A 22,971-nucleotide genomic window follows, 5' to 3' on the forward strand; every position below is an offset into this window, starting at 1 on the left:
TAAGGATTAACCATGAATGAAAAAAATCATCTCCTAGAAGAAGCCATACTCCCAGTGTTGAACAACCAGCGAACCATAGGTTTCCTTACTTTCATTTGGATGTGGATTAGTATGGCTGTGATTATCGCCACCTTTTCTTTGGGTGAAACAGGCATAAAATCTCTTGCACTTTGGGAAGTTATAGGGCTTATCTTTTTGGCAAATGTTGCCATCGCTATTGTGATGGTTTTAGTAGCGGACATTGGCACTGAGCATGGGCTGTCTTTTTCTGTGTATTTGCGTGCTCCTTTTGGCATAAGAGGCACACATTTGCCCTCCATCGCTAGGGGCATTGGAGCTTCCATTTGGTTTGGGATACAAACCTATCTTGGTGCCCTTGCCTTAAATGGCATTTCTGAATATCTCTTTGGCTTTAATAATTGGTTCATTTGGTATATTATCTTTGCCGCTGTGCAAATCATTAGCACAGGCATGGGCATACGCACGATCGAACTTATTACCTCCATAGCCGCACCTTGCATTATCGCCGTAACGGTATGGATGTATTTTACTCTTGATGTGATGGCACAGACTAAGGGCATAAATATCTGGAGCTTTGCAGGCACGGATAATATCAATCTGCTTGTATTTTTCTTTGCGAATATGTCCTTTTGGTCGGCTTTAGCTATCGATATACCTAATCTCACCCGCTTTCTAAAGACCCCAAGCGGAGAGAAGAATTTCTTCAAACGCAATAAAAATGTCTTCATAGCCCAGCTTATAGCCTTGCCTATGACTCAGGCTTGGATAGGGGCTATCGGGGCGATTTCTTTTATAGCAACTGGAATTTGGAATCCCATTGAAGTGATACAAAATAACGGTACAGGCTTTACTATGGTCGTTCTTCTTGTGATGGTAATTTTATCGCAGTGGAGCACTAATGCTCCGGCAAATCTCGTCCCCGCAGCCCTTGCCTTTATCAATGCAGGTGCACCTAAACTACACTACTTTACCGCTGTGGTAATTTCTGGCATAGCAGGTACTATCATTATGCCTTGGCTGATTTTAGATAATCTTTTTATCTTTTTAGGCTATTACGGAGCAGTGCTTTCAGGCATAGGAGGGATAATAGTGGCTGATTATTATGTCTTACGCAAAAGAAGACTCAATGTACCTCATCTTTACAGCTATGAAGGACAATTTGTCTTTGCTAAGGGTTTTAACTGGGCAGGACTTATAGCGTGGGCTGTGGCAGGAGTGGTCGCCATAGCTCTGCCTTCGATTTCTTATCTAGTGGGCTTTGCGGTTGGTTTTGTGGTGTATTTATTTGTGATGAAAACTTGGATTTTGCCAAAATATCCACAGGTAGAACTAGAAAATTTAAGCGATGATTTTTTAGGTACTAGTGCGGATATGAACTGGGTCTATGAAAATGAAAACTTTAAAAGAGTAGCTAGCAAAGACCTAGTCGTAGTTGCTAGAGAAGATAGATAAGAGTAGAAAAGTCTAAAGCTTAAGCTTTAGACTTTTTTTAAACATACTTGAATTTCATCTCCTTTTTGCTAATCCTATATTTTTCAACTTCCAAAAGCTTGTAAATTTAAAACTAAAATTAAATTTTAAATAAATCACTTTCATCGTTTAGAGGCAAATGAACTTCAAATTTAATGAAATCTTTAGCTTTCTAAACTTTTTTAAAAACAAAGTAAAGATATTCTTAAAGAATACGAAATTTAATCTTATAAACAATATTTTTAAAAAACAAGTAATTATCTCTAAATAATTTTGGAAAAATTCCCAAATAACAGATTTTTCAAAGCTATAAAAATGATTTTTTCTCAATTTAAAGCATAAAAATCCCAAAATCTATAAGTCTGTTTGTTTTAAAAAGCGATTAAACGCTCTTTAAAAGGCAAATAAAAGAGAAATTTCAATTCCTAAAATTCCATACACTGATGAATTTTAAGATTTTTTAGCATTTTAGATAAGGTCAAATCAAAGATCTTACAAACTCAAAAAATACTTATTTCAATACTTTAAAAATTTTTTTATGTGTTTTCATCCAAAACAAAATTAAAATTTTCGGCTACGGATAGGTTGGTTTTTAAAGTCTCGTTTTTGTGAGGTTTTAAAAAAGAGACAACTTGCTTCATTTTTACAAGTAAAAGTCAGATATGTCAATAGCTACGCAAGTGAGACAGGAGACTTTAAATGGATCAAAGAAGTATAACTCCCTGTCGCAAAATAGGATTTACTCCTACTGAGAAATTAATCACTTGCTTCAAGGTTTTTTTGCAAGACTGGCAAGTTCTTAATCACTATACTTATTTTAACAAGATAAAAAATTTTAATAGTTTATTAATATTTCATCTATTAAAAACAAGTAAAGAAGAATAAAAGTGAGTTTATTTAAAAATACAAAAAAGCATTTTTGCGGACTCGGTGAGATTTTGAAAGAATTTGATTCCAATATGATTTGTAAGGAAAATCAAAATTTAAGTTTTAAAGCCAATGAGAACGGATGTAGTGATTTGAGATAGTGATATTTATGATTTTTAAGGGCAAAATTACAAACAATTTAGCTTTGAATTCGCAAAAATTTCTTAAATACCTTAAAATTTAGCTTTAAAACAACCCTATTAGCTAAAGACCTTTAGAGCTTTAAAGGAACTAGTAAAAAATTTTCACAACTTTTTAGAAAAAGTAATTCAACTTCAAATCCAAATCTAAAGCTTAGCTTTTTTAAATTTTAAGCTTTAAAAAGGCTCGTAAAGAATACTCCACATTTTTAAGGTCTAAATTCTTAGCAATAAAAACCAGTCTGCTTTGCCTAGCTAAATAAGTTTTATTTTGATCTGTCAAACCAGACTCATCTTTTCCACCTGATAAAGCTGGACTTTGTTTTATTCTTAAATCTTGCCTAATATCTAAATCCCGCCTTGAAGAGATTTTCGTATGTGTAGGTGGATAGATGATATGCCCTACGCCGTTGATATTGACTAGATAATCCTCGTCCACATCCAAAAGACCCTTTACTCTTAAAATTTTATCCCCATAAGCATACAAAAGCATACTCAGCCATATCCCAAACACACTCCAATCTAAGGGTTTATCAAAGCACAGACAAAGAGAATTAACACTGTTTTGATGGGCTTGATGCAAGTTTGTTGGAGTGCTATTTTGTGGGAATTTTTGCCCTGAAAATTCTTCCATTCTCTTTAAAGAAAAAAGCTTGTTAAAATTAAAGTCTTCCTTAGCCACTATACCCACCCCTTGATGAATGCAGAATATTTTTTCTCTTAATTTTTGCGTGTCTTTGTGTAAATCAGTCTTTGTTATTACCACATAATCCGCACTTATGATTTGACTACGAGCCTCAGCATTTTGCTCTAAATGCTTAAGTCCATCCAAGGCATCTACGCAGGTAATGATATTAGCTAAGTAAAAATGATTTGCCAAAAAAGCATCACTAAGCAGAGTAAAAACTATGGGGGCTGGATTTGCCAGTCCTGTAGTTTCTATAAGTATACGTTCTAATTTTTTGCCGCTTTTTTCATAACCATCTAGCACTTCTTTGCATTTTTGACTTAAATCCTCTCTTTTATTACAGCACATACAACCTGCATTTAGTACAAGGGTTTCTTTGACAAATTGAGTTTGAATGAGTTCATTATCGAGGGCTACTTCTCCTAGTTCATTGACTATGAGAGCTATATTTTTACCGCCTTTTTGCTCTAAAAATTCCTGTAAAAAGGTAGTCTTTCCGCTGCCTAAAAAGCCTGTGATGATATGTATGGCTATCTTAGCCATGGTGTAAAAAATGAAGAAGTTTGATATCTAGGGTATCGGGACTAATTTTTTCAAGCTCATAAACCTTAGCCCACAAATCGCCCAAGTCATTGACTATAATGCTTCCTCCTCTAAGATTGCTTAAGATATATTTGCTACCCTGCCATTCTTTTAAATTCAGGCGGTAAAAGCTTAGAATTTGATTAAGAATCTTTACTTTTTTTAATCTTGCTTGTAGCCGTTCTTTTTGCTGTTCTCCTACGCTTATAAGCTCGTTTTGCTCTTTAAAGCTTATATCACTCCAGTGAAAGGAACTTACCATTTCTCCACACAGCACACACATTTATACTCCTTAGAATTCACTCTTAAGCCTTAGCTTTTTTTTAAAATAAAGCCTAGTTAAAAAATTTAAAATTATCCTAAAACCCAGCCAAATTGGCTAGGTTTGTCTTGTTTAAAAACAAGCATTCTTCATTTCTTTCTTGGATAGCGTTTTAGAAAATCATCGGCTACGGTATTAAAATCCACCCATTTCACACCTGAATGCTTATTGATATGCTCGATAATTCTTTCATGCATTAACAAGACCTGAGGACGTCCGCTTACATCAGGATGTATGGTCATAGTAAAGACCGCATAGTCATTTTCCCTATACACCCAGTCAAATTGGTCTATCCACATCTGCTCTATATCCCTTGGCGAAACAAAGCCAAAGCTATTGGGGGATTTTTTGATAAACATCATAGGAGGTAGGTCATCTAAATACCAATTCGCAGGAATTTCAACCAAATCCGTCTCCTCCCCACGCACCAGAGGCTTCATCCAGTCTTTTGCCTCCTTGCTGTAATCAATCTTAGTCCATTTATCCCCCACACGCACATAATAAGGACTAAAATCATTATGCATTAAAGAATGGTCGTATTTAATGCCGTGCTTGAGTAAAAGCTCGTTAGTGATATTAGAAAATTCCCACCAAGGAGCCACATAGCCCGTAGGTCTTTTGCCACTGATTTTCTCTATCAGCTCTATACATTTTAGCAACACATCTTCTTCTTGCTTGGCACTCATAGCTATAGGGTTTTCATGCGAATAGCCATGCACACCGATTTCGTGTCCTGCCTCAACTATCATTTCCATCTCTCTTGGAAAGGTCTCTATGGAATGCCCCGGCGAAAACCAAGTCGCAGGTATATTGTATTTCTTAAAAAGCTTTAACAATCTTGGTATGCCAACCTCACCTGCAAAAAGTCCTCTTGAAATATCATCAGGCGAATCCTCTCCCCCATAACTTCCTAGCCAACCCGCTACTGCATCAATATCCACGCCATAAGCAACTAAAATTTCTTTTGCCATTTTATTCTCCTTTTGTTAAATTAATTAAAGCATAGCTCCTTTGCTAAGCTTTGTATGAATGTCTTTAAGATAAGGCAATGCCTCTCTTTGTTTGTATATTTGATCTATATCAATCGTGGCGATTAGGCATTCATTCTCGCTTTTGACTTGTGCTATAACTTCGCCTTTGGGGTCTATCACTCTGCTACACCCAGCGAATTGGAATTGCTCTTTAGTAATTCTATGTATCTCCTCTCCGCTTCTATTGCATGCTAGGATATAGCAACCATTTTCTAGTGCTCTAGCTCTGCTGGCAAGATCCCACACATAAGCACGAGCTTTACCAAATGCACTAGGGTAAATTAAAATCTCAGCTCCTTTTAAGGCTAGTGTCCTTGCTACTTCGCTAAAGCCGATTTCATAGCAAATCCCAACGCCAATTTTGGCTCTAAACTCGTCAAAATCAAGCTCAAAAACCTCTTGTTTCTCGCCCTCTGAAAACCTTTGTTTCTCGCCACCCCAAAGATACATTTTTCTTTGTTTGCCTATAAATGTGCCTTTTGAGTCAATGATATAAGCAGTGTCATACAACTTATCCTCGTCTTTTTCTATACTACAAGCAATAATGTGAATCTTATTTTTTTTAGCAAAAGCACTTAGAGTTTGCAAGGTCTCATTTTCATTTATCTTGCTAAAATCCATAGCAAAATCCTTCTCATCCACACTATATCCACTGTCAAAAAGCTCTGGCAAAACTATAAGCTTGGCATCTTGTTCTATTGCCTTGGTGGCTATGCTTAAGAATAAATTAAGGTTATATTCAAGCTCGTATGGTTTTGGATTCATCTGAATAAGAGCTACCTTTAGATTTCGCATTTTTTGCCTTTAACCTTTTAATCATTGGGATACAATAGCTAAAAACTTATGAAATTGTTTCGTTTCTTAAACTTAACAATATCAAATAGTTACTTTTTGTAATAGTTGTAAATTTTAAATTCACTTTATAAGGATAGATTCTCTATAAAGCCTATTTTTTGAAGAATGCACAAATCGTAATACATCGTGTTTATGATTAGTATTGCTAAAAACCCTAAAATAAACATTCCAAAAACATTATTAAAGGTTTTTGTATTTTTAATAAGATGAAGCGTTTAAAGAATCGCAAGAATATGGCGAGTTACTTGTGGATTTTTTAGAGCATAGGATTTGTGTGCTTCTTAATTTGCCAAGTACTAAAGAATATTTTTTACATTACTCTTTAGCGCAAAATGGCAGGGATTATCATTGCATATTGCTAGATAAAAGAACTTTTAAAAGCTTATGTAAAAAATGCCGACATTTATCTGAGTCATCCGATTTTTCTATACCCATTTTCTCATGATGCTAAAACTTGCTTGATTCTTTTGGACTCCTATTGCACACTTAGTGTGGTAGTGTATGAAGCGCAAAAAATTATTGCTTTTTCTTTGGTTGAAGCCTCTAAGCTTTTAGAAAAATTAGAGGCTTTGCAAAGTCTTTATGCTTTCAATATCTTATCATTTTGGGCGTTGAGTGAGATTCCACAGGCTTTAAAGGAAATTTTAGAAACTTTAGAAGTAACAATCCATAATATCCAGCTACAAACACTTACATTGCCACAATCTTACAATCTTAATCCTTTTGAGAGGCGAATACTTTTTTTACGTTCTCATAGTGGAATCGCGGTTTCAGCGACTGGAAATGCGGTTGCAATAAAGATTGAGAGAAATGGACAGAATGGCTATGATGGAAGTATTGGACTTTTATCAATGAGGGGACTATAAAGGCAGACAAAGATCCAGCTTTAATGTTTTACAACACAACTATCACAAGCTTTGAAAACTCTGGCTTGATAAAGGCAAGTAACGACAATGCAGTGTATTTAAGTGCTAGTACTATAGAGACTTTTATCAATGACCCCATTGGGGTCATTGGTACTCAAAGCTAAAATAGCTTCGAGTATAACAATCCACATGAAGCAATCCATGTGCAAGCTAGCAAAGGGATCTATAAGTTTAATCCCATGACTATAAAGCTGCTTTTTTAAGAAAATAAACTAGTCTAAAAAGACTCAGATATATTCTTTGTAGATTCCCGCCAGGTAGGACTTGAGATTTGCCAATACATATTCCCATTTGTTAAGCTCGCTTTGGGTGAAACATAACATATTGCTATACCAGGATGTGTTTATGCCATTCTCATAACGCCAATCGTAGCGCTTGCTAAGAAGCGTTAGCGTGCTCTTGCCTATCGATGCACTAAGGTGAGCTATGGCGGTATCTATACTGATAACCAAATCAAGCTTTTCTATAAGCTTTCTTGTCTGGAAAAAATCTTGCATCTGTGCTTGGCAATCAAGAATCTCGAGTTCCTCACACAGCTTAGAGTCTATACCGCTGAAAGTAAGAGAGTAGAGCTCAGTCTTTTGGCTATCGGGAAAAAGTGAGCGTAGCATGGCAAAGAGTGGCTCTGGTGGAATATTCTTGAGACTGACTTCATGGAAGTTTGAATCACTCTGGAAGCATACACCTATCTTTAGCGTGCTGGGCTTTATGCCATATATCTCATCGGCACTGCCTTTGATAAGTGCGCGCTTGAGCATACTTGTGTAAGCGAGGTATTGCTCATTTTTTAGTATCTGCTCTTTGGTGCCAATACCAAGTGCTAGCGGTAAAGAAAGTAAAGATATGCTTATGTCAATATGAGTGAAATCTGACTGCATAAGATTTGTACAGATTCTCATGTTTTGGCTAGCGAAAATATCTTCAAAAAGCTTCTTGAGTGGCTCTTGTATGATGAAAACTATTTCTTTTGCGATTTGCTGCAGTGGCACTAAGAATCGAGCAAACATAATACAATCACCAAATCCCTGCTCATAATGTACACATACTACTTTGTCTTTGAAAGCTAGCGTATCTTCTTTGTCTTTATGCCAGAGGTTAGGGAGGGTTATGGGGAGCATATTGTCAAATTTCTTTCTTGATTCGTAAACCCTGAAGCCTTGTGCGAACTCTTTGTGTTTAAGCAAGAAATGTGCGTAGTTAAGATAAAAATCTGCTCGGGTGGAATCTAGCTTTAGCGCTCGCAAGTAGTATTCTTGTGTTGTTGCAAAATTGGCATTTGTGTAGTTCAGAGCGTTTGCGTAATTAAACATAAACACGCTGTCTTGGAGGAAATGTGGTTCTATCTCTGTAAAGATTTTGAGCGCTTGCGAGAAATATCCGAGCTTTATGTAGGTATTGGCAAGGTTTATGCCGGCTTTTAAGAATCCTTTTTGGTAGGCTTTTTGGTAGAGCTCTATGGCTTGAGGGAAATTCTCTAGTCTCACGTGCGCATTGGCGAGATTATACATTGCGCCTAGATCGGTTGGGTCGAGTTTGATTGCTATCGTGTAATGCTTGATGGAGTTTAGGGGGTCTTCCGCGTCTATGTAGGCTTTTGCAAGATTAAAGTGGAAGGTGGCGTTTTCGCGCAAAAGTGGTAGGGACTGTAAAGCCTCTTGTAAGAGCTTGATTGATTCTTGAGGGAGTTTGTGGCGTCTGTAGGCTTCGGCGAGATTTATCCATATCCCTGCGCAGAGATTCCACATCGTGCTAAATGCTTGGGATAGGGCGGTGGAGCTTGTATGAGAATCTTGTGTGCTTAGCTCATCTTGCAGAAGGGTGAGTTGCGTCTTGGCGAAATTTAGTCCTTCGCTGAAATATTCGATAGCTCGCTTAAAATCTTTGCGCTCTATCATGATAAAACCAGCGAGATTCCAAGTTTGTACATCTGTGGGCTCGAGGGTTAGGATTTCTATACATAGACCTATGCATTCGCTGTAGTTTTTTGCTACAAATGCTTCCTGGCAAAGCTTTCTTTTATTTACAATCTCGTTTATCTCTGAACCTTGCATAAAAATAAGCCTTTGGTATTTATTTCGCTTTAAACAAAGTGAAAAGCAAAATCCACTCCAATTTGATCTATTTTCGACATATTTATGGGGATTCTAAGAGGTTTTGGAGATGGGAATTTGTGCTAAAATCCCCGCGATAGAACTTTCATAGAGATAGGGTTTGTTGTGTTAGAACGGTTACAAGAAATACGCAAAAAGATAGATTCTGGGTTTGCAGATGTAGGCAGTTTGAAAGATTTGGAAAATTTGCGCGTTGGTATAGTAGGCAAAAAAGGCGCTTTGAGCTTGCTTTTTGCAGAACTAAAAAATCTTGCGACAGAAGAGAAAAAAGAAGTAGCCAAAGAGCTCAATACTATCAGAGAAGATTTTGAATCTCGTTTGCATACACTTAAGGACAAACTGCAGCTTACTGAACTTTGCGAGAAATTAGAATCAGAATATATCGATACCTCACTGTTTCATAGACTAAAGCCTAAGAGTTTAGGACATCCAATCAATCAGATTTTGGAAAAGATTATTGAGTATTTTGTCTCGCTGAATTTTTCAATCCAAACAGGTCCTTTGGTAGAGGATGACTTTCATAATTTTGAAGCGCTCAATCTCCCTAAATTCCATCCAGCTCGGGATATGCAAGATACATTCTACTTCAAAGATTCCATGCTTTTACGCACCCATACTTCTCCTGTGCAGATTCGCACAATGCAAGATTCGCATTTGCCTATCCGCATCATTGCTCCGGGCGCAGTTTTTAGACGAGACTATGACCTAACGCATTCACCGATGTTTCATCAAGTCGAAGGTTTGGTGGTAGATAAAACAGGCAAGGTAAGCTTTGCCCACCTCAAATATATTCTAGAGGATTTTTTGCGTTATATGTTTGGCGATGTGAAGGTGCGCTTTCGCTCGAGCTTTTTTCCTTTCACAGAGCCAAGTGCAGAAGTGGATATAAGCTGTGTGTTTTGTAAAGGCGATGGTTGTAGGGTATGCTCCCATACAGGTTGGCTTGAAGTTTTAGGCTGTGGGGTGGTAGATGAGAATGTGTTTAAAGCTGTAGAGTATAAGGATGTGAGTGGCTATGCTTTTGGACTTGGGGTTGAGCGCTTTGCTATGCTTATTCATAGGGTGAGTGATTTGCGAAGTTTTTATGAGAGTGATTTGCGTGTGTTAGAGCAGTTTTAAAATCAAGCAAGCAATTTCTTAGGGGCATTAATGATTGTTACAAAAAACTTATTGTCGAAGTTTGTGGATATTAGCAAGATTACTCGTGAGCAGTTGTGTCTGAAGCTTAATAGTATTGGCTTGGAGGTTGAGAGGGTAGAATCCTTTGTATTGCCTCGTAGGGTCGTAGTAGGCAAGATACTCTCTAAAAGCCCACATCCAGATGCAAATAAGCTCAGTGTGTGTGAGGTAACTATCGGCTCTGAGGTGCTGCAAATAGTATGTGGGGCTAAGAATGTCGCGCGAGATCAGTTTGTGGCAGTCGCGCTTGAAGGTGCCTTGCTGCCTAGTGCCAAAGGCGAGGCTATAGAGATTCAGAAAACAAATATACGCGGGATTGAGAGCTTTGGCATGCTGTGCTCTAGCAGTGAATTGGGGCTGCCTAGTATCAATGAGGGCATCATGGTGCTAGATGCAAGTGTAGGGAGTCTTGATTTGGGCGCTGAGATTTGTGGATTGCCTCTTTTTGATGATTATCTTATTGAGATGTCTATCACGCCAAATCGCGGGGATTGTTTGAGTGTGCTAGGGATTGCGCGCGATATTGCGGCGTGCTTTAATCTCCGCTTAAAACCAATCAATGACATAGACAATATCCTGGCTCTTGGGCTTGGACGAGTGCTAGGCGTGTGCGTTGAGAACAAATTAGATTCTTGTCTTTTGTATAGAATCGCTGAAATCAAAGAGATCGCACTTCCTTTGCATATCGCATTTATCTTGGCGCTTAATGGCACGCTTAGGCTTGATATAGTGCAGAATTTTTTGGAATATGCCAGCTATATGACAGGTGTTATCTTGAATGCTTATCGCTTGGATGAATGTCGCTTAGAGAAAACGCACAATACAGATTCTCTTGATGCGCAGCTGTATATCAAGAAAGATGAGAAGGGTGTAGAAGTCGTTGGCACACAAGATAAAGTGCTTTCATCTATAGGCATAAGTCGCTTGGAGACAAATTTTCAGACAAAAAGAGAAGTGATTATTTTGGAGGCGAGCTTTATCCCGCCAAATATTGTCTCTGAAATTGTGTTTGAAAATAATCTTAAGTATTCGGATTCTGTCTTTTATCGCTCTAGTCGTGGAAGCAATCCAGACTTAGAGCAGGGCATGAATTTTTTGTGTGAGAGCATGCTTGTATCTAATGATGTGCTGATTTATTCAGGGACGCATAATATCGAGCAATACACACAAGATGTGAAAATCAAAACAACTTTTAGCGCGATTTGTGAGATTATCGGTAATACCCTCAGTAGAGAGGAGATGACAGAGATACTCAAGCGGCTGCATTTTGAGATCGATGCTACTTGTGATGAGAACTTTTTTATGGTGACGGTGCCAAACTATCGCCATGACATTGCTAATATCCAAGATTTGAGCGAGGAGATTTTGCGCATTTATGGGATAGATTCCATCCAGCCAAAGCCTTTGGAATTCACCCAATCTCTAGAGATAAACACCCAGTATTTGCAATACAAAAAAATGCGTCAAATAGCACATGTCCTTTTAGATAATGGCCTAAATGAGTGTGTGCATTATGTGTTTGCAAGTTCTAGTGAGCTAGCAAGACTAGGATTTGTGCAAGTAGATTCCTCTCTTGGCTTGCTCAATCCTATTGTGTCTGAGCTTGATACATTGCGCACAAGTCTTATCCCAGGTATGCTTGCAAGCACAGAGCGTAATAGGAATCTGGGATTTAAGAGTATCAAGCTTTTTGAGATCGGTAGTGTTTATGATGCGAAGCGGTGTGAAAGCACACGTTTAAATGTATTTGTAAGTGGGCTTATGCAAGATGAGAGCTTCCCTCATCCTAAAGGCAGGCAATGGGATTTTTTTAGTTTCGCAAATCTTTTGGGTAATGCCATTGGGGAGTTTCGATTGCAAAATGCCTCCAATCATCCCAATGCCAGAGAATATTTTATGCGATTTGGATTTGAAAGTACTGAGGATTTTCCTAAGCTTTTGCATCCATACCAATGTGGGTTTGTATATAAGCAAGATGAGTGCATAGGGTTTATAGCTAAGCTTAATCCTGCATTTGTTGAGGCAGATAGCTTTGTGTGCGAGATTGCTATAGACAAGCTTGATTTTCATCTTGTGCAGATGAAAGAGTTTTCACGCTTCCAAAAGTCCCAGCGCGATTTGACAATACTGCTAGATTCTCAAATCCAGTTTTTCCAAATACGAGAGGCTCTCTTAGGTGCAAATATCGAGAATCTTGTGAATGTCTATCCAATGGATGTTTTTGGAGAATCTCAAAATGTCATAGCGCTCAGCATACGGCTTATCTTGCAGTCAATGCAAGGCACACTTGAGGATAAAGATATGCAAAATGCCATCCAAAAGGCCTTAGATGTGCTTGAGGTCAAATTTGGCGCAAAGCTGAAAGTCTAGCTTATGCGTGTGCTAAAAATTGCTCCAGCAAAGAGCTTTAGCCTAGAGTTTTTAGATATAGCAAGTGATAAGTCTATTTCTCATCGTTGCGCGATTTTTGCGCTTTTGAGCAAGAGTGTGTGTGAGGTGAGAAACTATCTGTTAGGCGAGGATACTCTGCATTCCTTAGAGATTGCCAAAGCACTTGGATTGGGGGTAAGAGAGCAGGCCAGAGGGCATTTTGTATTCACTCCACCACGACAATTACAAGAGCCACATGATGTGCTAGATTGTGGCAATGCAGGCACTGCCATGCGCCTTTATACAGGGCTTTTGGCAGGAGCTAGAGGGTATTTTGTCTTAAGCGGGGATAGATACTTGAATGCACGTCCTATGAAACGCATCATAGCGCCGCTTCAAGAGATTGGTGCGAGTATTTATGCAAGAGAGCAGAATTCTTTGGCGCCAATTAGTATTATCGGCTCCCAACTTCAAGGATTCCATTACAAAAGCCCGATTTCTAGCGCGCAAGTCAAAAGCGCCATGATTCTTGCAGGCATATATGCTGATGGTACATGCTATTTCAGTGAGCCATCTTTAAGTCGCGACCATACAGAGCGCATGCTGGAATCTATGGGCATGTCCTTCCAAAAAACTGAGTGCGGGATACATTTTGATCCATTGCCAAGAGATAAGAGACTAGAATCTTTTAGTATCACAGTGCCAAGCGATCCATCCAGTGCATTCTATTTCGCCGTGGCTGCTTGCGTGGTAGGTGGCGAGGTTTTGTTAAAAAATGTGCTTTTAAATCCCACGAGAATCCAAGCCTTTAAGATTCTAGAATCTATGGGCGCAAAGATTACCTACCATCATAGAAGCAGCCAGTATGAGGATATAGGCGATATAGAGGTCAAGGGATCAAGGCTTAAGGGCGTGTGTGTGAGCGAAGATATCTCCTGGCTTATTGATGAGATACCAGCTTTAAGCATAGCTTTTGCGATAGCTGAAGGTAGAAGCGAAGTGCGCAATGCAAAGGAATTGCGCGTCAAAGAATCTGATAGGATAGCTTGTGTTGTAGAGGGATTGCGTGCTTTTGGCATAGAATGCGATGAGTTTGAAGATGGTTTCAGTGTGCAGGGGGGGAGTCTTAAGATGGGATGTGTGGATTCTCATGGGGACCATAGAATCGCCATGAGTTTTGCCATCGCTTCTCTTGCATGTGGTGGCGAGATAAAAGATAGCGAGTGTATTGATGTCTCATTCCCAAATTTCTTGAAGCTTTTAAGCACGATCACAACACTAGATTCTCAAACTATATGAGGTGAAACTATGGAAGTTCGATTAGCACAGAATTATGGCTTTTGTTTTGGTGTGAAACGCGCAATCAAGATTGCCCAAGATCATAGAAATTCGATCACTCTAGGGCCGCTTATTCACAATGCAAAAGAGATAGCGAGGTTAAAAGAGAAATTCAATGTCGATGTCAGTGAGAATCTAGAGAATCTCCCACAAGATAGGAAGCTTATAGTCCGCACACATGGCATTCCAAAGAGTGATTTTAAAAATCTCCAGGAGCAGAATTTTCAGATTATTGATGCGACTTGTCCCTATGTACGTAAGCCCCAAATGATAGTTGAGCAGATGAGCAAAGAGGGATATCAGATTGTCGTCTTTGGCGACAGAGAGCATCCAGAGGTAAAAGGCGTAGTAAGTTATGCAACCGGGCCAACAGATATAGTGGCAGATTTTGAGGAGTTGCAAAAACTACAGCTTGGTAAAAAAATCGCCTTGATTTCCCAGACGACCAAACAGCCAGAGATTTTTGCCAAAATAGCCAGCTTTTTGTCTATGAGATGCACAGAAGTTAGGGTGTTTAACACCATTTGTAATGCGACTTTTGACAATCAGAGTGCAGCAGATAAACTAAGCAAAGAAGTGGATATTATGATAATTGTCGGCGGCAAAAATTCCTCAAACACTAAGCAGCTCTTTAATATTTGCAAGAACAATTGTGCGGATAGCTTTCTTATTGAAAGCGAGAGTGAGTTAGATAAAAGTTGGTTTGAAGGCAAGAAAGTATGTGGGCTTACAGCAGGAGCTAGTACGCCAGATTGGATTATCACAAAAGTGCAAAATAAGATCCTAAAAATCTAATGGTGGGTTTTGGATGGAGATTTTACGTACCACAGAGGAATTAAGAGAATACAGACAACAAATCGCTAGCGAGTTTCTACACACAAAAGATTTTAGTGTTGGTTTGGTGCCAACTATGGGGGCTTTGCATGATGGGCATTTGAGCTTGATTGCACAATCTGGGCGTAGAGATTCTCATACTATCGTGAGTATTTTTGTCAATCCCACACAATTTGGCGCAAATGAGGATTTTGGAAAATATCCACGCACATTAGAATCAGACCTTGCTAAATGCGCTAAGTCTGGTGTAAGTGCGGTATTTACACCAAGTGTAAATGAGCTTTATCCAAACTTTGAAGGTTCTCTTGATGAGATAACTCTTGTCCCTCCAAAATGTATGGGTTATGTGTTGGAGGGGTTTTTGAGACCGACACATTTTAGTGGTGTCTTACAAGTAGTATTGAAACTTTTTCATCTCTCTGGTGCTCATAGAGCATATTTTGGGAAAAAGGATGCACAACAACTCCTACTCTTGCAAAAAATGCTTGAAGATTTTTTCATACCGCTTGAGATTGTGCCTTGTGAAATCATACGTGATAGTGATGGTTTAGCGCTTAGCTCCAGAAATATTTATTTAGATAAGAGCCAGAGAGAAAGAGCGCTTTGTATTCCGCGCACAATTTTTCTTTTACAAGAGAAAATTGCACAGGGTTCTACAGATACTCAAGAGCTGGAAAATCTCGCACAAAAAAATCTCGCAGATGTCTGTGTGTTTTATGCACATTTTTTCAATCATCGCTTAGAGCGTATAGATACGATAGAAAAAGGGCAGAGTATATTTTTACTCTGTGTAGGTGTGGGGACAACGCGATTGCTTGACAACTTTTGGTGCTAGAGAATCTGAAAATACTTACTGCTTTGGGATTTTGGTACATTCTTGCTTGTAGGGATTGCTAATACAAGGTATTTTTTCTCGTATTCTAAGTAGCGTAGGGTGATTTCATCGCCTACTTTCACCTCTTTTGCGCTCTTTGCCGGTATGCCATTAAGCAAGACTACCCCGCTTTCACACATATCTTGGGCTAATGCGCGTCTTTTGAGTATGTTTGTAGTATTAAGAAATTTGTCAATACGCATTGTTTTTTGTATTTTCTCAGCTTGTTAGCGTAATTTTTGGACTTTTATACGTCCGAGTTTGAGAATCTTGGAGGCTTTTTTTTGTGAAAAATACTGCGAATTTACAGCCACAATATCAGAGATTCTTAGTGCGTATGAAAGTTGAAAGTCCTTGTTGTGGATATTTGCAGATGATGAATAAAGCACGCCAAAATATCGCAGAATCCTATGGTGTGGCAAATCTGGGGCAACCACACGATAAGCACGCTGGTTTGGGTAAATAAAAGTGGTTTTGCGCATTTTTCGTACATTTTTTTTATGTGCTAATGGAATTCTTGTGAGAGTTCTTAATGTTGCAAAATTGGGAATCTCACATAATACGCGTTGCTCTAAACCCCGCTTTTTCGTGTGATTTATTTTCTTGCAGTCTTTGCATAAAAAGCCCGCGGTTGTATCAGTTTGGGCGAAAATCAATGGATTATTGGCAGTTGTAGCATTCAATGCTTCTATCCATCGTATTTTCGTCTAATGCAGGGCTTTGTGAACGCAGATAGTATGTGGATTTTAATCCTAGTTTCCAAGCTAGTGTGTAGATTTCATTGAGCAATTTCCCACTTGCAATATCAAGCCGTATGAAAATATTTGTGCTTTGTCCTTGGTCTATCCATTTTTGACGTATGGCGGCAGCCCGTATGATCTGTCTCTGATCAATGTCATAGGCGCTCACATAGTAATTCCAAGTCTCAAGAGTGAGATTTGGAACGACCACAGGGATAAGCCCGCTGAGATTTTCTTCAAACCACTTGCGTTTATAGACAGGTTCGATTGTCTGTGTCGTACCTACAAGAATGCTAATTGAGCTTGTGGGAGCGATTGCCATCAGATAACCATTGCGTAAGCCTTGTGTTTTGACTTTTTCTTTCAGTGCATTCCAATCACAAGGTGCATTGAATAGATCACGATTGACAATTTTTAATGCCTCTTTATTCGCTAAATCGATTGGGAAAATGCCCTTGCTCCAATTTGAGCCTTCAAACTGCGGATATACGCCCTTTTCTTTGGCGAGATCACTGCTTGCGTTGATAGCATTGAAGCTGATTGTTTCCATGAGTTCATCGATTCTTACCAAATGCTCTTGCGAACCCCACTGTATTTTTTCGTTTGCCAGCATTTGTGCCTCGCCCATAATGCCTAGACCTATTGCGCGATTGAGGTTGTTTGTAACCTTGACCTTGCGATTTGGATAGAAATTGAGATCAATCACATTATCTAGCATTCTTATCGCAATGGGCAAGACACGTTGTATATCTTCTTTTGTATTGATTTTGCTGAGATTGATACTTGCCAGATTGCATACAGCAGTCTGGCCATCTTTAGCCATTCTTGAAGTTATGAAAATTTTCTTACCGCCAATAGAATCAATGCTTGTGAGCTTGTTAGCATTTTTTTGTACTCCAGAATCTGTAGAAACCACATCATATTCCTCATATTCTGCGAATGATCCATCTTCAAATTCCACTCTTATAACATAGTGGTTTGGGTTTGTATTTTGGAAAATCTCTGTACAAAGATTGGAGCTACGGATAATTCCCACATGTGCATTTGGATTAGCTCTATTTGCAGAATCTTTGAAGCACAAAAATGGCAAACCACTTTCAAAATAATTTGTCAGGATTTTTTTCCACAGATCTTTCGCGGACACTTGCTCTTTGATGATATTTGGATCTTTTTCGTAGGCTTCGTATTTTTTCTCAAATTCTTCTCCATAGCTCTCTGTCAAGTCATTGCATTGGTAAGGATCTAGAAGAGTCCAATAAGAATTTTCCTCCACTCGCTTCATAAAGAGGTCGCAAATCCAAAGTGCTGGAAAGAGATCATGTGTGCGTCTGCGCTCTTCACCAGAGTTTTTACGCAAATCAATGAAGTCGTTGATATCGTTATGCCAGATCTCTAAATAGGTGGCAATAGCACCTTTGCGTGTGCCGAGTTGATCTACAGCGATTGCTACGTCATTTGCTATTTTTAAAAATGGTACAACCCCACCGGCTGCATTTTTGTGCCCATCAATAAAGCTTCCAAGTCCTCGCACCTTGCTGAAATCCCAACCAATGCCCCCGCCATATTTACTCAGAAGCGCCATTTCTTTGTATGCATCAAAGATTCCCTCGATGTTATCAGGGGTGCTACCTATGTAGCATGAGCTAAGCTGGTGACGTGTAGTGCGTGCATTTGCTAAAGTCGGTGTGGCACAAATAACTTCAAATTTTGAGATCATGTCATAGAATTTGATAGCCCACTCGTTTGGTTCTTTTTCGTTTTGGGCTAAAAACATCGCGATTGCCATAAACATATGTTGTGGTAATTCGATTGGTTTGTTGTTTTTGTCTTTGAGTAAATATCTGTCATAAAGCGTTTTCACACCTAAATAATTAAATTGTAAATCACGCGATGCATCGATTCTGGAATCTAGTAACTCTAAATCAAATTTTTCCTTCAAACCTTTCAGTATCTTACCTTCGTTTTCACCACATTCAAAATATTCTGTAAGTTTCTTGTATCCCGTGTAGCCAGAGACTTTGTGATATAGGTCGTATAAAAATAACCTTGCGGCAACAAAAGTCCAGTTTGGTGTATCTACATCGATTTTATCTACTGCGGTTTGGATAAGTGTTTCTTGTATTTTTTGTGTGGAGATTCCGTTTTTGAAATGGATTTTTGCATCGACTTCTAACTCACTCTGATTGACACCATCGAGATCTTTTACTGCATTTGAGGTATGTTTTTGGATTTTAGAAATATCAAGGGGTTCAATGCGTCCATTTCTTTTTCTAACAGTGATTGTGTCTAACATACTTATAAATCCTTTCAAATAAACTTCACAAACTCATTGAAATCAATGCGCAATCTTTCTGACTGCGGTTTTTTGCGATAGCCAAGTGTTAGAAGTAGAGTGATTTGCTCACGCTCTGTGTCTAAATTGAAGTATTTTTCAAGCGGTTTTTTTTCAAAACCCTCTATCATGCAAGAATCTATCCCAAGAAAACTAGCATAATCCATCATTGAAGTTGCCACAATATAGCTTTGTAATGCACTCCAATATCCTATCGTATAGTCATCATAACCGCGATTTTTGAGATAATTTGCGTAGAATGTGTTACGGATTTCTTGCTTTTCTGGACTTTTGAGCTTACGTGCTACAGAATTTTTCACATAGTTGCTTCCCGCAAGCAAATCTACTTTGAGTGCTTTAAACACTATGACTTCTGAACAGGTAGTTATCTGTGCTTGATCCCAACAAAGTGGCTTTATCTCTTCGCGCGTTTTCTTGTCTTTGATAACCAAAAGTCTTGTTGGTTCCAAGCCAAAAGAGCTAGGAGCTTGATGTCCTACTTTTAGGATGTTTTGAAACTGCTCATTTGGTATAGCTTTGGTTTCATCAAAAATCTTGCATGCATGGCGCATCTCCACACCTTGTAAAAATCTATCCATTCTATTCTCCTTAAATTTTAAGATAAGCCAACTAAGTGCAAAAAGACTATTTTTTTACTCTCTTGCGTTGATTTGGCTCTAAGATTTTTTTGCGGATTCTGATATTTTGGGGTGTAATCTCTAAAATTTCATCCTCCTCTATCCATTCTAATGCTCTCTCTAGGGTCAAATCCCTTGGTGGCACGAGTTTGATTGCTTCATCTGCACCGCTAGAGCGCATATTTGTCAGATGCTTTGCTTTGATGGGATTGACATCTAGGTCATTATCCCTGCTATGCTCACCGATGACCATTCCTACATAGACTTTTGTTTGCGGTGTGATAAAGAGTGTGCCTCTCTCTTGGATATTAAAAAGTGAGAATCCTGTGGCTTCACCAGATTCCATGCTGATAAGAGCGCCGTTTTTGCGCGATTCCACATTTCCGCTAAAGGCTCGAAACTCCAAAAAGCTATGATTCATAATGCCTTCGCCCTTGGTATCGGTCAAAAACTCACTACGATACCCAATAAGCCCGCGCGCTGGTATTTCAAACTCTAAACGCGTGTAGCCTTCACCCATTGGATTCATTGCCTTCATCTCTGCTTTTCTTTTGCCCAATCTTTCGATGATTGCCCCGCTAAAATCCTGCGGTGTATCGATGACTAAATGCTCAAAAGGCTCGCATTTGATTCCTTCAATCTCTTTGATGATGACTTCAGGACGCGAGATGCTAAATTCAAAGCCCTCTCTGCGTAGGTTTTCAGCCAAAATAGTTATTTGCAGCTCACCCCTACCACTCACTCGGAATTTGCCCTCACCCATCTCCTCGCAACGCATCGCGATGTTTGTTTGCATTTCTTTTAGCAATCTGTCTTTGAGTTTATTAGCTGTTACATGTTTTCCTTCTAAGCCTGCTAGAGGGCTATCATTGACAGAGAAGTACACACTCATGGTAGGTTCTTCTAGGTGCATGGGATCAAGCGGCATAGGATTGACTGGATCGACAATAGAATCTCCCACATCAATAGCATTAAATCCTGCAATTGCTACAATATCTCCTGCTTGTGCCTCTTGGATTTCAGTTCTTGCAAGCCCAAGAAAGCCTATAAGTTTGGTTATGCGACCTGTTTCCTTCTCACCATCACCTTTTGCGAGCATCACATTGGCACCTTTTTTGATGACACCATTAAACACCCTTGCAATACCGATTTTTCCTACATAATTATCATAATCTAGCGTGAAGATCTGCATTTGTAATGCATTGTCTTTATTACCGCTAGGAGATGGAACATATTCTAGGATGGCTTCAAAAAGCGGTTCGAGATTTTTCTTTTCATCATTGAGATTTTTGATTGCGTATCCATCGCGTGCAGCTGCATAGATCACTGGAAAGTCGAGCTGGAAATCATTAGCATCCATAGCGACAAATAAATCAAATACTTCATCAACTACCCTATCAGGCTCAGCAGCAGGTTTGTCGATTTTATTTACAACCACAATAGGGCGGATTCCAAAGCTCAGTGCTTTTTTGACAACGAATTTTGTCTGTGGCATCACTCCTTCTTGTGCATCGACAAGCAATAGCACGCCATCTACCATCTTAAGCACGCGCTCTACTTCTCCGCCAAAGTCTGCATGTCCGGGTGTATCAATGATATTGATTTTTGTGTCTTTGTAGTTGATTGCTGTATTTTTAGAAAGGATAGTAATGCCTCTTTCGCGCTCTAAATCATTAGAATCCATCACGCGGTCTTCTATTTGATCGCGTTCAGAAAAGATTCCAGATTGGCGTAAGAGTCCATCGACAAGAGTTGTTTTGCCATGATCAACATGTGCGATAACTGCTATATTTCGTATGTTTTGCATGAGCTCTCTTTCATGTGGTTTGGATAAGTTGGATTACAAGGAGGCAATTATAATTGATAGATGCTTAAGTTTTTTGGAATAAAACAGAAAGACATATTGTCTCAAAGAAAGTCAGGAGATTCGCGTCAAAAATAAAGCAAGCCTTTGTTTGAGTATAAAATTGGGATGTGTTAAAAATTACTAAAGCTTTGTTAGAATTCAGACCTCCCAAAGCCAATGTAAATGTTAGGTATCAATTCATGAGATCAAAATCCTTTGCACCCCCAAGTATCCCGCTTCAAGAAGTTGCCCAAGTTGCAGATTTTTTTATAATAGTCCATCATATTCCTGGGCGAATAAGAATACGTGCAAATCTTAAAAATCTTTTGCTTGCTAAAAAATGGGCACAAACAACAGAACTGAGAGAATTTTTGCAACTTAAGGATTTTGATTCTGGAGATTCTAGCGATACACATACTCTTATCATTTCGCTTTTAGAGCGAATAAAAGCTGTGCAAAGCATTAAGGTCAATATGCTTATTGGCAGTGCAACTATCTGCTATGATAAAAACTTGTTTGCTCCATATTTATGGGAATCTTGGATCAAAAAAGAGCGCTTAGATGAGATTACAGCAAAACTCAATGATTTTGTATGAGGTTTTATGATGCTAAAACTTCAAATGCATGAGCGCCAAAAAAGTTTAGAGTTTTATAAGAGTTTGCAAGCAATTGAGTTGGCAGAAAATAACGCTTGCACGCGACAAATACAGGAGTTTAAGGGTTGTATAAATCAGATTCTTGCAAGAGAAATTGGGCTACAAGAGGAAGTGCAAAGTTATACAGAGCAAACTACAGAAACAATGCAAGGTATTGTATTGCCAAACCCTTTGCCTGATGATTTGATTCTTGCCTTGCAAACATGTATCAATGATGCGAATCAGGGTTCTTTACCACAATTGTGTTTGGTAGCACTTGGAATCGAAAGTAGTCATGTGAAAAATTGCGATTTTTTATTAAAAAAGACAGAGGATTCTCTCACAAAAGATTTTTTATACCGCTTGCAGGCTTTGAGTTTCAATCATCATATATTGGTTCTAAAAGATATTTTAACTAAGCTTAATGTGGGATATACACAACAATCCGCACTAAGTGGTTTTATGGAGAGTATTTTACAAAATAAGAAAATCCAAGATTATGCTGGGTTTTTGCCATTTTGTATGCAAATTTTTACAAAAGAAATTACGCAATTTAGTTCGCAAACAAAACAGATACTTACAAAATTACAAAACAATAAACTTAGTCATGATGAGCTCGTGAGTTTTTTGGAAAAACTCAACTTTCCACTTGTGGGTGGTGGAATCTTGGGAAGTTTTTGTGTTATGATTTTGGCGGATTTTATGAGTAAAAGATAATTTAGAGGAGTTAGTGTATGCCATTACCATTTTTAGCAGGTCTTATCTTGGGTGGAGGAGCGATTCTAGCTTATAACAATAGAAGGGAAATAGCCAAAACCTTGCAAGGTGTAAGTAAAGATTTCAATCAAAAGACTCGAGTTTTTAAAGACGGTCTTTCGCAAAATGCAAGAAAATTCAAAGATGGAGTCGTCCAAGATTTAGAGATTAGCACCGAAGCATTCAAAGAAGCTGCACAAAAGATAAAATCGCGTAGAGGAAGAAAACCAAGAAATCAAATTATTCAAGAAAATGTTTCTGTTGCTAAAAAACCACGAAAACCTAGAGCTTCAAAAATATCACAAACACAAACTCTAGATACTTTCGTAGAAACTCCAAAGCAAGATTTATAAGGT

General features: G+C 38.7%; 21 protein-coding genes. 11 read left to right on the forward strand and 10 right to left on the reverse strand.

From position 1 onward, the window contains the following. Nucleotides 1–12 precede the first annotated feature (12 nt). The gene (locus tag CCY97_RS04485; RefSeq protein ID WP_112064294.1) at nucleotides 13–1,473 is read left to right on the forward strand and encodes an NCS1 family transporter; all 1,461 of its coding nucleotides are present in this window, start codon (nucleotides 13–15) and stop codon (nucleotides 1,471–1,473) included. 1,248 nt (nucleotides 1,474–2,721) lie between these two features. Here CCY97_RS04485 and CCY97_RS04495 read toward each other — a convergent pair. The 4 genes from CCY97_RS04495 to CCY97_RS04510 form a co-directional block, all read right to left on the reverse strand. Then, entirely contained in the window at nucleotides 2,722–3,789 is a 1,068-nt protein-coding gene (locus tag CCY97_RS04495; protein ID WP_112064296.1) for a GTP-binding protein, read from the reverse strand. Next, nucleotides 3,782–4,111 (reverse strand): hypothetical protein, encoded by a 330-nt coding sequence (locus CCY97_RS04500; protein WP_011989935.1) that lies wholly within the window; start codon nucleotides 4,109–4,111, stop codon nucleotides 3,782–3,784. Before CCY97_RS04500 ends, CCY97_RS04495 begins: the two co-directional genes overlap by 8 nt. 128 nt (nucleotides 4,112–4,239) lie before the next feature. After that, complete coding sequence (locus CCY97_RS04505) at nucleotides 4,240–5,121, reverse strand: polysaccharide deacetylase (RefSeq protein ID WP_011989934.1); 882 nt, start codon at nucleotides 5,119–5,121, stop codon at nucleotides 4,240–4,242. Nucleotides 5,122–5,145: 24 nt separating this feature from the next. Continuing rightward, nucleotides 5,146–5,976, reverse strand: coding sequence for a carbon-nitrogen hydrolase family protein (locus tag CCY97_RS04510; RefSeq protein ID WP_112064297.1), 831 nt, complete (start codon nucleotides 5,974–5,976; stop codon nucleotides 5,146–5,148). 551 nt (nucleotides 5,977–6,527) lie between these two features. Here CCY97_RS04510 and CCY97_RS04515 point away from each other — a divergent pair. Next, the gene (locus CCY97_RS04515; RefSeq protein ID WP_146744503.1) at nucleotides 6,528–6,902 is read left to right on the forward strand and encodes a hypothetical protein; all 375 of its coding nucleotides are present in this window, start codon (nucleotides 6,528–6,530) and stop codon (nucleotides 6,900–6,902) included. Nucleotides 6,903–6,925: 23 nt separating this feature from the next. After that, nucleotides 6,926–7,066, forward strand: coding sequence for a hypothetical protein (locus CCY97_RS08255; protein WP_181562824.1), 141 nt, complete (start codon nucleotides 6,926–6,928; stop codon nucleotides 7,064–7,066). Nucleotides 7,067–7,189: 123 nt separating this feature from the next. On the opposite strand, the gene CCY97_RS04520 is transcribed toward CCY97_RS08255, so the two are convergent. Beyond that, the gene (locus CCY97_RS04520; protein ID WP_112064299.1) at nucleotides 7,190–9,013 is read right to left on the reverse strand and encodes a tetratricopeptide repeat protein; all 1,824 of its coding nucleotides are present in this window, start codon (nucleotides 9,011–9,013) and stop codon (nucleotides 7,190–7,192) included. A 198-nt stretch (nucleotides 9,014–9,211) separates the two neighbouring features. Here CCY97_RS04520 and CCY97_RS04525 point away from each other — a divergent pair, with 198 nt between their 5' ends. Genes CCY97_RS04525 through panC form a run of 5 tightly spaced genes read left to right on the forward strand, consistent with a single transcriptional unit; the run spans nucleotide 9,212 to nucleotide 15,629 of the window. Then, nucleotides 9,212–10,192 (forward strand): phenylalanine--tRNA ligase subunit alpha, encoded by a 981-nt coding sequence (locus tag CCY97_RS04525; protein ID WP_258456983.1) that lies wholly within the window; start codon nucleotides 9,212–9,214, stop codon nucleotides 10,190–10,192. Between the two features lie 30 nt (nucleotides 10,193–10,222). After that, nucleotides 10,223–12,622: a phenylalanine--tRNA ligase subunit beta gene (gene pheT, locus CCY97_RS04530; protein ID WP_112064301.1), complete on the forward strand. Its 2,400-nt coding sequence runs from the start codon at nucleotides 10,223–10,225 to the stop codon at nucleotides 12,620–12,622. A 3-nt stretch (nucleotides 12,623–12,625) separates the two neighbouring features. Next, nucleotides 12,626–13,921 (forward strand): 3-phosphoshikimate 1-carboxyvinyltransferase, encoded by a 1,296-nt coding sequence (gene aroA / locus CCY97_RS04535; protein ID WP_112064302.1) that lies wholly within the window; start codon nucleotides 12,626–12,628, stop codon nucleotides 13,919–13,921. A gap of 9 nt (nucleotides 13,922–13,930) precedes the next feature. Further along, complete coding sequence (locus CCY97_RS04540) at nucleotides 13,931–14,755, forward strand: 4-hydroxy-3-methylbut-2-enyl diphosphate reductase (RefSeq protein ID WP_112064303.1); 825 nt, start codon at nucleotides 13,931–13,933, stop codon at nucleotides 14,753–14,755. A 13-nt stretch (nucleotides 14,756–14,768) separates the two neighbouring features. Beyond that, nucleotides 14,769–15,629: a pantoate--beta-alanine ligase gene (gene panC / locus CCY97_RS04545; protein ID WP_112064304.1), complete on the forward strand. Its 861-nt coding sequence runs from the start codon at nucleotides 14,769–14,771 to the stop codon at nucleotides 15,627–15,629. On the opposite strand, the gene CCY97_RS04550 is transcribed toward panC, so the two are convergent. The 5 genes from CCY97_RS04550 to typA are packed head-to-tail and all read right to left on the reverse strand — an operon-like array spanning nucleotide 15,626 to nucleotide 21,185. Next, entirely contained in the window at nucleotides 15,626–15,871 is a 246-nt protein-coding gene (locus CCY97_RS04550; protein WP_112064305.1) for an RNA-binding S4 domain-containing protein, read from the reverse strand. The two genes, panC and CCY97_RS04550, sit on opposite strands and share 4 nt — an antisense overlap. Nucleotides 15,872–15,895: 24 nt before the next feature. Then, on the reverse strand, nucleotides 15,896–16,351 hold the full coding sequence (locus CCY97_RS04555) for a Sua5 YciO YrdC YwlC family protein (RefSeq protein ID WP_112064306.1): 456 nt from the start codon (nucleotides 16,349–16,351) through the stop codon (nucleotides 15,896–15,898). After that, complete coding sequence (locus CCY97_RS04560; RefSeq protein ID WP_112064307.1) at nucleotides 16,329–18,701, reverse strand: ribonucleoside-diphosphate reductase subunit alpha; 2,373 nt, start codon at nucleotides 18,699–18,701, stop codon at nucleotides 16,329–16,331. The genes CCY97_RS04555 and CCY97_RS04560 overlap by 23 nt, the downstream gene beginning before the upstream one ends. 14 nt (nucleotides 18,702–18,715) lie before the next feature. Further along, nucleotides 18,716–19,339 carry an NAD(P)H-dependent oxidoreductase gene (locus CCY97_RS04565; protein ID WP_112064308.1) on the reverse strand — a complete coding sequence of 208 codons (624 nt, stop codon included), beginning with the start codon at nucleotides 19,337–19,339 and terminating at the stop codon, nucleotides 18,716–18,718. Between the two features lie 46 nt (nucleotides 19,340–19,385). Next, entirely contained in the window at nucleotides 19,386–21,185 is a 1,800-nt protein-coding gene (typA, locus tag CCY97_RS04570) for a translational GTPase TypA (protein WP_112064309.1), read from the reverse strand. Nucleotides 21,186–21,424: 239 nt separating this feature from the next. Between typA and CCY97_RS04575 the strand changes: the two genes are divergently transcribed. From CCY97_RS04575 to CCY97_RS04585, 3 genes are read left to right on the forward strand one after another with little or no spacing between them, the layout of a single operon-like run. Then, on the forward strand, nucleotides 21,425–21,820 hold the full coding sequence (locus tag CCY97_RS04575; RefSeq protein WP_112064310.1) for a hypothetical protein: 396 nt from the start codon (nucleotides 21,425–21,427) through the stop codon (nucleotides 21,818–21,820). A 9-nt stretch (nucleotides 21,821–21,829) separates the two neighbouring features. Further along, complete coding sequence (locus CCY97_RS04580; RefSeq protein WP_112064311.1) at nucleotides 21,830–22,576, forward strand: hypothetical protein; 747 nt, start codon at nucleotides 21,830–21,832, stop codon at nucleotides 22,574–22,576. Nucleotides 22,577–22,593: 17 nt separating this feature from the next. Then, complete coding sequence (locus CCY97_RS04585; RefSeq protein ID WP_112064312.1) at nucleotides 22,594–22,968, forward strand: hypothetical protein; 375 nt, start codon at nucleotides 22,594–22,596, stop codon at nucleotides 22,966–22,968. The last annotated feature ends 3 nt before the right edge of the window (nucleotides 22,969–22,971 follow it).

The organism is Helicobacter sp. 10-6591 (assembly GCF_003288805.1).
Taxonomy (GTDB): Bacteria; Campylobacterota; Campylobacteria; order Campylobacterales; family Helicobacteraceae; genus Helicobacter_F.